5 protein-coding genes are annotated in these 6,497 nt (G+C 64.9%); 2 read left to right on the top strand and 3 right to left on the bottom strand.

Going from position 1 to position 6,497, the window contains the following annotated elements; all coding sequences use genetic code 11:
* On the top strand, positions 1-719 hold a 719-nt coding region (locus ACXJL8_RS30100; protein ID WP_456686097.1), incomplete at its 5' end, for an MFS transporter.
* Here ACXJL8_RS30100 and ACXJL8_RS30105 read toward each other — a convergent pair.
* From ACXJL8_RS30105 to ACXJL8_RS30115, 3 genes are all read right to left on the bottom strand, one after another.
* Positions 716-2,575 carry a hypothetical protein gene (locus ACXJL8_RS30105; RefSeq protein WP_456686098.1) on the bottom strand — a complete coding sequence of 620 codons (1,860 nt, stop codon included), beginning with the start codon at positions 2,573-2,575 and terminating at the stop codon, positions 716-718. The two genes, ACXJL8_RS30100 and ACXJL8_RS30105, sit on opposite strands and share 4 nt — an antisense overlap.
* A gap of 161 nt (positions 2,576-2,736) precedes the next feature.
* Positions 2,737-3,414 carry an RlmE family RNA methyltransferase gene (locus ACXJL8_RS30110; RefSeq protein ID WP_456618661.1) on the bottom strand — a complete coding sequence of 226 codons (678 nt, stop codon included), beginning with the start codon at positions 3,412-3,414 and terminating at the stop codon, positions 2,737-2,739.
* A 1-nt stretch (position 3,415) separates the two neighbouring features.
* Complete coding sequence (locus ACXJL8_RS30115; RefSeq protein ID WP_456618662.1) at positions 3,416-4,489, bottom strand: Ppx/GppA phosphatase family protein; 1,074 nt, start codon at positions 4,487-4,489, stop codon at positions 3,416-3,418.
* 210 nt (positions 4,490-4,699) lie between these two features.
* Here ACXJL8_RS30115 and ACXJL8_RS30120 point away from each other — a divergent pair.
* Positions 4,700-6,497: xanthine dehydrogenase family protein molybdopterin-binding subunit (locus tag ACXJL8_RS30120; RefSeq protein ID WP_456686099.1), on the top strand; the 1,798-nt coding region annotated here is incomplete at its 3' end.

Here is a 6,497-nt window from a genome sequence, read left to right on the forward strand (position 1 = left end):
TCCCGACGCTGCGCGCGGCCGTGCTCGGCGGCTTCCTGTTCCGGCTCGGCATCGGCGCGCTGCCGTTCCTGCTCCCGCTCCTGATGCAGATCGGCTTCGGGCTGACGCCGTTCCATTCCGGCCTCGTCACCTTCGCCTCCTCGCTCGGCGCCATGGGCATGAAGACGCTGGCGGCGCGGATCATCCGCACATTCGGCTTCCGCAATCTGATGACGGTGAACGCGATCGTCAGCGCGGTCTTCCTCGCCGCCTGTGCGCTGTTCACGGTGACGACGCCGCTGCTGATCATCATGATCATCCTGGTGGTCGGCGGCTTCTTCCGTTCGCTGGAGTTCACCGCGATCAACACGGTGGCCTATGCCGAGGTCGAGACCGCGCAGATGAGCCGCGCCACCACGCTCGTCAGCGTCAACCAGCAGCTCGCGGTCTCCGCCGGCGTCGCCGTCGGCGCAGCTTCCGTGGAGACGACGATGTGGCTCGGCCATGTCAGCGAGCTCAACGCCACCGTGTTCGCGCCCGCCTTCGTGGTGGTCGCGCTGACCTCGGCGGCGTCGAGCTGGTTCTTCTGGCAGATGCCTGCCGACGCCGGCCACGAGATCTCCGGCCGCAAGGCGGTGGAGATTTCCAGCCGCAAGGGCGCGGACAAGGGTGCGGCCAAAGCCGCCGTCAAGGCTGCGACGGAGGATACGCAGGACGTGCGGGATCAGCGGCTGGGTTAGGGAACCAGCGTCGGCGGCAATATGCGGTAGAGCACGACACCCAGCCCGAGCGCGTCGCCCGTCAGGACGAGCTTTCCGCTATTGATCGTTCGCTGCAGCCATATCCTCTGCAGGTTGGGATCGGGGTGGGCCGGATCGGAATAGAACTTCGCCAGATTGCCGGTATTCGCATCGATCAGGTAGCGCTCGATCGTCACCGTCGAGCCGTCGCTGAACGGCAGGTTGGCGACCTCAAGCGAAATTCCCTCCGGCGTCTCGGTCGAAACGTTGCTGCCGAAGACACGTGTCGGATCGTAGTTGTAGACCATGATGTTCGCGGTCGAGTTGGCGCCGTCCCAGGTCGCGAACGTCTTGAGATTGGTGCTTGATCCACCGGGGCTCACAATAGCCTGCCTGCGCTGGCCGGACATCTTGTTGTACATCGCAAACAGGTTGGCCACGGGCTTTGGATAGTAATCGGCCGGGAGGTCCCGTCCGTTGGCGTCTTTTCCGTTGCTTTGCTTGTGCAGCAGGCTCGCCTGCCCGAGCTGGGACGGCCCAGCGCCCTGTCCGTCCCCGATGACGAGATACGAGCCCAGGGCGATCTTTTTCCTCACCGCTTCGGGCAGGAAGGCGGCCGCCCACGCGGCTCCCTTGTGCGAGTAATTGACGTCGCTGCTTTCGTCGACCGCCGGACCCCATTCAGATACGAACAGCGTGACGTCGGGCATGGCCGCGTTGCCTTGCTTCAAGCCTTGCAGCTTGGCATTGATCTTGTCGATCATCTGACCGAACAAGGCGAAGCCGGCGGTACCGTCGGTCGAGCCGTAGTAGTGGAACGAGAAGCGATTCAGGTGCGCGTTGAATTGGGGCGCGTAGCTGCCGGCCAGCGGATTGAAGGTTTGTTCCAGAAACTGTTCCTCCAGGGTGGGGCTTGGGGGCGTGTCCAGCGGATATGAGAGGAACGTCAGCCCGGTGAGGGCCGGACCGGCGATCTCGAGCGTTTTTTCGCGATAGGCGTTGATGCCGGAGAGTTGTCCCCTGACGGTGTCGATGGCGTCCGAAACGATCTTCTGCACCGGCAACAACTGCCGGCCGAGTCGGCGGGCATCCTGCCGGTAGGGATACGCCAGCGTCCTGTCCTCGGCGCCGGATAGCAGGTGCGTCTGGAGCGGCGGCCACTGGTGCAGGACATACCGGTCCGGGGCGATCCACCACAGCCAGTTGCCCCACGGTCCCAACGGCTTGAGCGTGTAGGTCGACGGATCGGTGTAGTTGAAATTTTCCGGCTCGGAATCGGCGATGTCGAGTTCGTTGCTGACCTCGAAGATAACGCTCGAGGCTCCGCCATCGAAGGCCTTCGTGGCGATATAGCGTACCAGCGCTCGCACATACTTCCGATATCGCTCCAGAACAGCGGGGCTCTGCGAAGCCCAGGTCTCACCGGCTCCATACTGCACCATGCTCTGCGGCATGTAGGACGCGACGGCCACGTGCGGCGACAGCCCACGACCCACCGCCCAATCGAGATGCCAACGCAGCGGATAGCAGTCTCCTGCGTGAAACCCCTCGCCGTCGGTGTATCCGAAAACGTTCCCGGTCTGGTCGAGGTCKCAATAGACGTCGCTTTGCAGCAGTCGCGCCCGCTTCATGCCGGTATCCGCGATCACCTTGTTGAACTGATCGAGCGCCTGTTCGGTCGGGCTATTCGCGCTCTGGTAGATTCGCTTGAGGTCGCCGAGATCGTCGTTGCCGCTGATGCCCTCGTTGAACGGCACCAGCGTGTCCACGACGATCGATGCAGATGCAGCCGAGGGCGTGGTGGAATCGAGGATTGCCGAGAACGACGTCAGGAAGAGAGTCGAGGCAGCGAGCATGGCGCGCTTCCAGGCATGGAAACGCCGACGTCCTGAAAGGCACTGCATATCGAACCACCCGCTGGAATTGTCGAGGTGGCGATTAACATCTCAAGATGTTGCTGATGTGAACGTTGTGTTATCGTCGGGCGACTACCGCGGGATGTGCGGCGCCGTGCGACTTATTGTCCGCGAAACCCCGTCGCCAGCACGTAGCGCTCCGACGAATCCTGCCGACTCGCGGCCGGCTTGACGTGGCGCACGGTCGCAAAATCGCGCTTGAGCTGGGCGAGCAGCTCGGCATCGGCGCCGCTCTGGAAGGTCTTGGCAAGGAACGCCCCGCCCGGCTTCAGCACGTCGCAGGCAAACGCCGCCGCGGTCTCGATCAGGCCGACAATGCGCAGCTGGTCGGTCTTGCGGTGACCGGTGGTGTTGGCGGCCATGTCGGACATCACGACGTCGGCGCCGCCGCCGAGCATCGCGGTGAGCTTGCCAGGAGCGTCATTGTCCATGAAGTCGAGCTGCGCGAACTCCACGCCGGCAATCTCCGGCATGTCCAAGAGATCAATCGCAACGACCTTGCCCTTGCCGTCGACCGAGCCGACGCGCTTGGCGGCGATCTGGCTCCAGCCGCCCGGCGCAGCACCAAGATCGACCACCGCCATACCGTGCTTCAGCAGGCGGTACTTGTCGTCGATCTCGAGCAGCTTGAACGCGGCGCGCGAGCGATAGCCGAGCGCCTTGGCCTTGACCACATAGGGATCGTTGAGCTGCCGCTCCAGCCAGAGCTTCGACGACAATTTGCGCTTGCCGCCGGTCTTGACCTGGACGTGCAAGCGGCCGGTGGTGTCCTTGGCCATCTCACCAGCTCCTGAGCGCGCCGTCCTCGCGCATCATCTCGACCAGCATGCCTTCGCGCAGGCCCCGGTCGGCGACGCGCAGGCGTGGCAGCGGAAAGGCGCGACGGATCGCATCGAGGATGGCGCAGCCGGCCAGCACCAGATCGGCGCGCTCGACGCTGATGCAGCTGTTGTTCGCGCGCTCCTCGTAGCTCATGCCGAGCAGCTTGTTGATGGTCGCGGTGATGTCGGAATCGTTCATCCAGATGCTGTCGATGCGGCGGCGGTCGTAGCGCGCCAGATTGAGATGGATGCCGGCKAGCGTCGTCACGGTGCCGGAGGTGCCGAGCAGGTGCATGTCGGCGAGATCGCGGCCATGCGCTTCGGCGAACGGCGCCACGTGGTTTGCGACCTCCTGCTCCATCGCGGCATAGATTTCCGGCGTCACGTCACGGCCGCCGAACTGCTCGGCGAGCGTCACGACGCCGAACGGGATCGACATCCAGGCTTTGATGCGCGGCTCCGGATTTGCGGGATCACGTTCGATCCGCACCAGCTCGGTCGAGCCGCCGCCGATATCGAACAGGATCGCGCCCCTGCCCCTGGGATCGACCAGCGGCGAGCAGCCGAGCACGGCCAGCGCGGCTTCGGTCTCGCGGTCGATCACCTCGAGCTCAATGCCGGTCTCGGCCACGACACGGCTGCGAAAGCCTTCCGCATTCGAGGCCGCGCGGCAGGCTTCGGTGGCGATCAACCGCAACCGCCGCGCTTTCCTCAAGTTGATCTTGTCGCGGCAGATGCTGAGCGCCGCGATGGCGCGCTCGATCGCGGCCTCGCTGATGCACCCCGTGGCGGAGACGCCCTCGCCGAGCCGGATGATGCGCGAGAAGGAATCGACCACGCGAAAGCCGTCGCTGGTCGGACAGGCGATCAGGAGCCTGCAATTGTTGGTTCCGAGGTCCAGCGCCGCATAGACGCCGGTTCCCGGCGCTTGTGCGGCGACGGCCGGCTCAGTGGCCAATACCACCGCCGCCATCGACCCCTCCAGCTCACCGTGCGGCGCAAGGCCGTCGCGGAGCCGCGTGTGGTCATTCATACAAACTGTCTTTCCGCGGCCCGTTGGGCCGATCTGGAATTGCTTTTTCGCCTGAAACATTAGCAGCGCGTCAGGTCTGCGCAACAACGCATCACATAGGACCATGCCCATTCGTGCGTTGTCGTGAACGGGGCGGTGCGTTATTTGAGGGGAGTCCGGCCCTCCAGGCGCCCACAAAACGCGCAATTGCCGGCTTTTCAGGTCAATCCCATGCAAGAACACACCAAATCGTCCACGCTCGAAAACGCTATTGCACTGCAAAAATACGGCGTCGGGCAGCCGGTCCGCCGCAAGGAGGATGACACCCTGGTGCGCGGCAAGGGCCGCTACACCGACGATTTCAACCTGCCCGGCCAGGCCCATGCCGTGGTCGTCCGCTCGACCCATGCCCATGGCGTCATCCGCGGCATCAACACCGACGCCGCCAGGGCGATGCCGGGCGTGCTGGGGGTCTGGATCGGCACCGACCTCGATGCCGCCGGCTATGGCCCCTTCACCTGCGGCCTGCCGCTGAAAAGCCGCGACGGCTCCCCCCTGCGCCAGACCAACCGCCAGCCGCTCGCGACCGACAAGGTCCGCTTCGTCGGCGATCCCATCGCCTTCGTGGTGGCCGAGACGCTGGCGCAGGCGCGCGACGCGGCCGAGGCGGTCGAGGTCGACATCGAGCCGCTGCCGGCGGTGACCGATCCCGAAGCGGCGGCGAAACCCGGCGCGCCGCTTCTCTACGACCACATCCCCAACAACGTCGCGCTCGACTACCATTATGGCGACATGGACAAGGTCAACGCCGCCTTCGCCGGCGCCGCCCATGTGACCAGGCTCGACATCGAGAACACCCGCGTCGCCGTCGTCTCGATGGAGCCGCGCGTCGGGCTTGCCTCCTACGACAAGAAGACCGAGCGTTACACCATCCAGATGCCGACGCAGGGCGTCGCGGGCAACCGCGCCAACCTCGCCAAGAACCTGAAGGTGCCGAACGAGAAGGTGCGCATCCTCACCGCCAATGTCGGCGGCTCCTTCGGCATGAAGAACGTCAACTATCCCGAGTACATGTGCATCCTGTATGCGGCCAAAGTGCTCGGCCGCCCGGTGAAATGGCTCGACGAGCGCTCGACCAGCTTCCTCTCCGACAGCCATGGCCGCGCGCAGAAGATCCATGCCGAGCTCGCGCTCGATGCCGAGGGGCATTTCCTTGCCGCAAAGCTCGAAGGCTACGGCAATCTCGGCGCCTACATCACCGGCGTCGCGCCGGGGCCGCTCTCGCTCAACACCGGCAAGAACTTCTCCAGCGTCTATCGCACGCCGCTGATGGCGGTCGACATCAAGACCGTCTTGACCAACACCACGCTGATGGGCGCCTATCGCGGCGCCGGCCGGCCCGAGGCGAACTACTACATGGAGCGGCTGATCGACCGCGCCGCCGACGAGATGGGCATCAACCGGCTGACCCTGCGCAAGCGCAACTTCATCAAGCCGAACCAGATGCCGTTCCCGGCCTCCTCCGGCGTCACCTATGACAGCGGCGACTTCCAGGCGGTGTTCAACAAGGCGCTCGAAATCTCCGACCACGAGAATTTCGCCAAGCGCAAGAAGGAGAGCAAGAAGGCCGGCAAGCTGCGCGGCATCGCCGTCGGCTCCTATCTCGAGGTCACCGCGCCGCCGAGCCCCGAGCTCGGCAAGATCGTGTTCGATCCCGATGGAAGCGTGCAGCTCGTCACCGGCACGCTCGATTACGGCCAGGGCCATGCGACGCCGTTCGCACAGGTGCTGTGCGCGCAGCTCGGCGTCCCCTTCGAAAGCGTCAAGCTGGTGCAGGGCGACAGCGACATCGTCCACACCGGCAACGGCACCGGCGGCTCGCGCTCGATCACGGCGACCGGCATGGYGATCGTGGAAGCCTCGAAACTCGTGATCGAGAAGGGCAAGCGCGCCGCAGCCCACATGCTCGAGGCCTCCGAGGCCGACATCGAGTTCGCCGATGGCAGCTTCACCATCGCCGGCACCGACC

It is taken from the genome of Bradyrhizobium sp. P5_C11_2 (assembly GCF_054049755.1).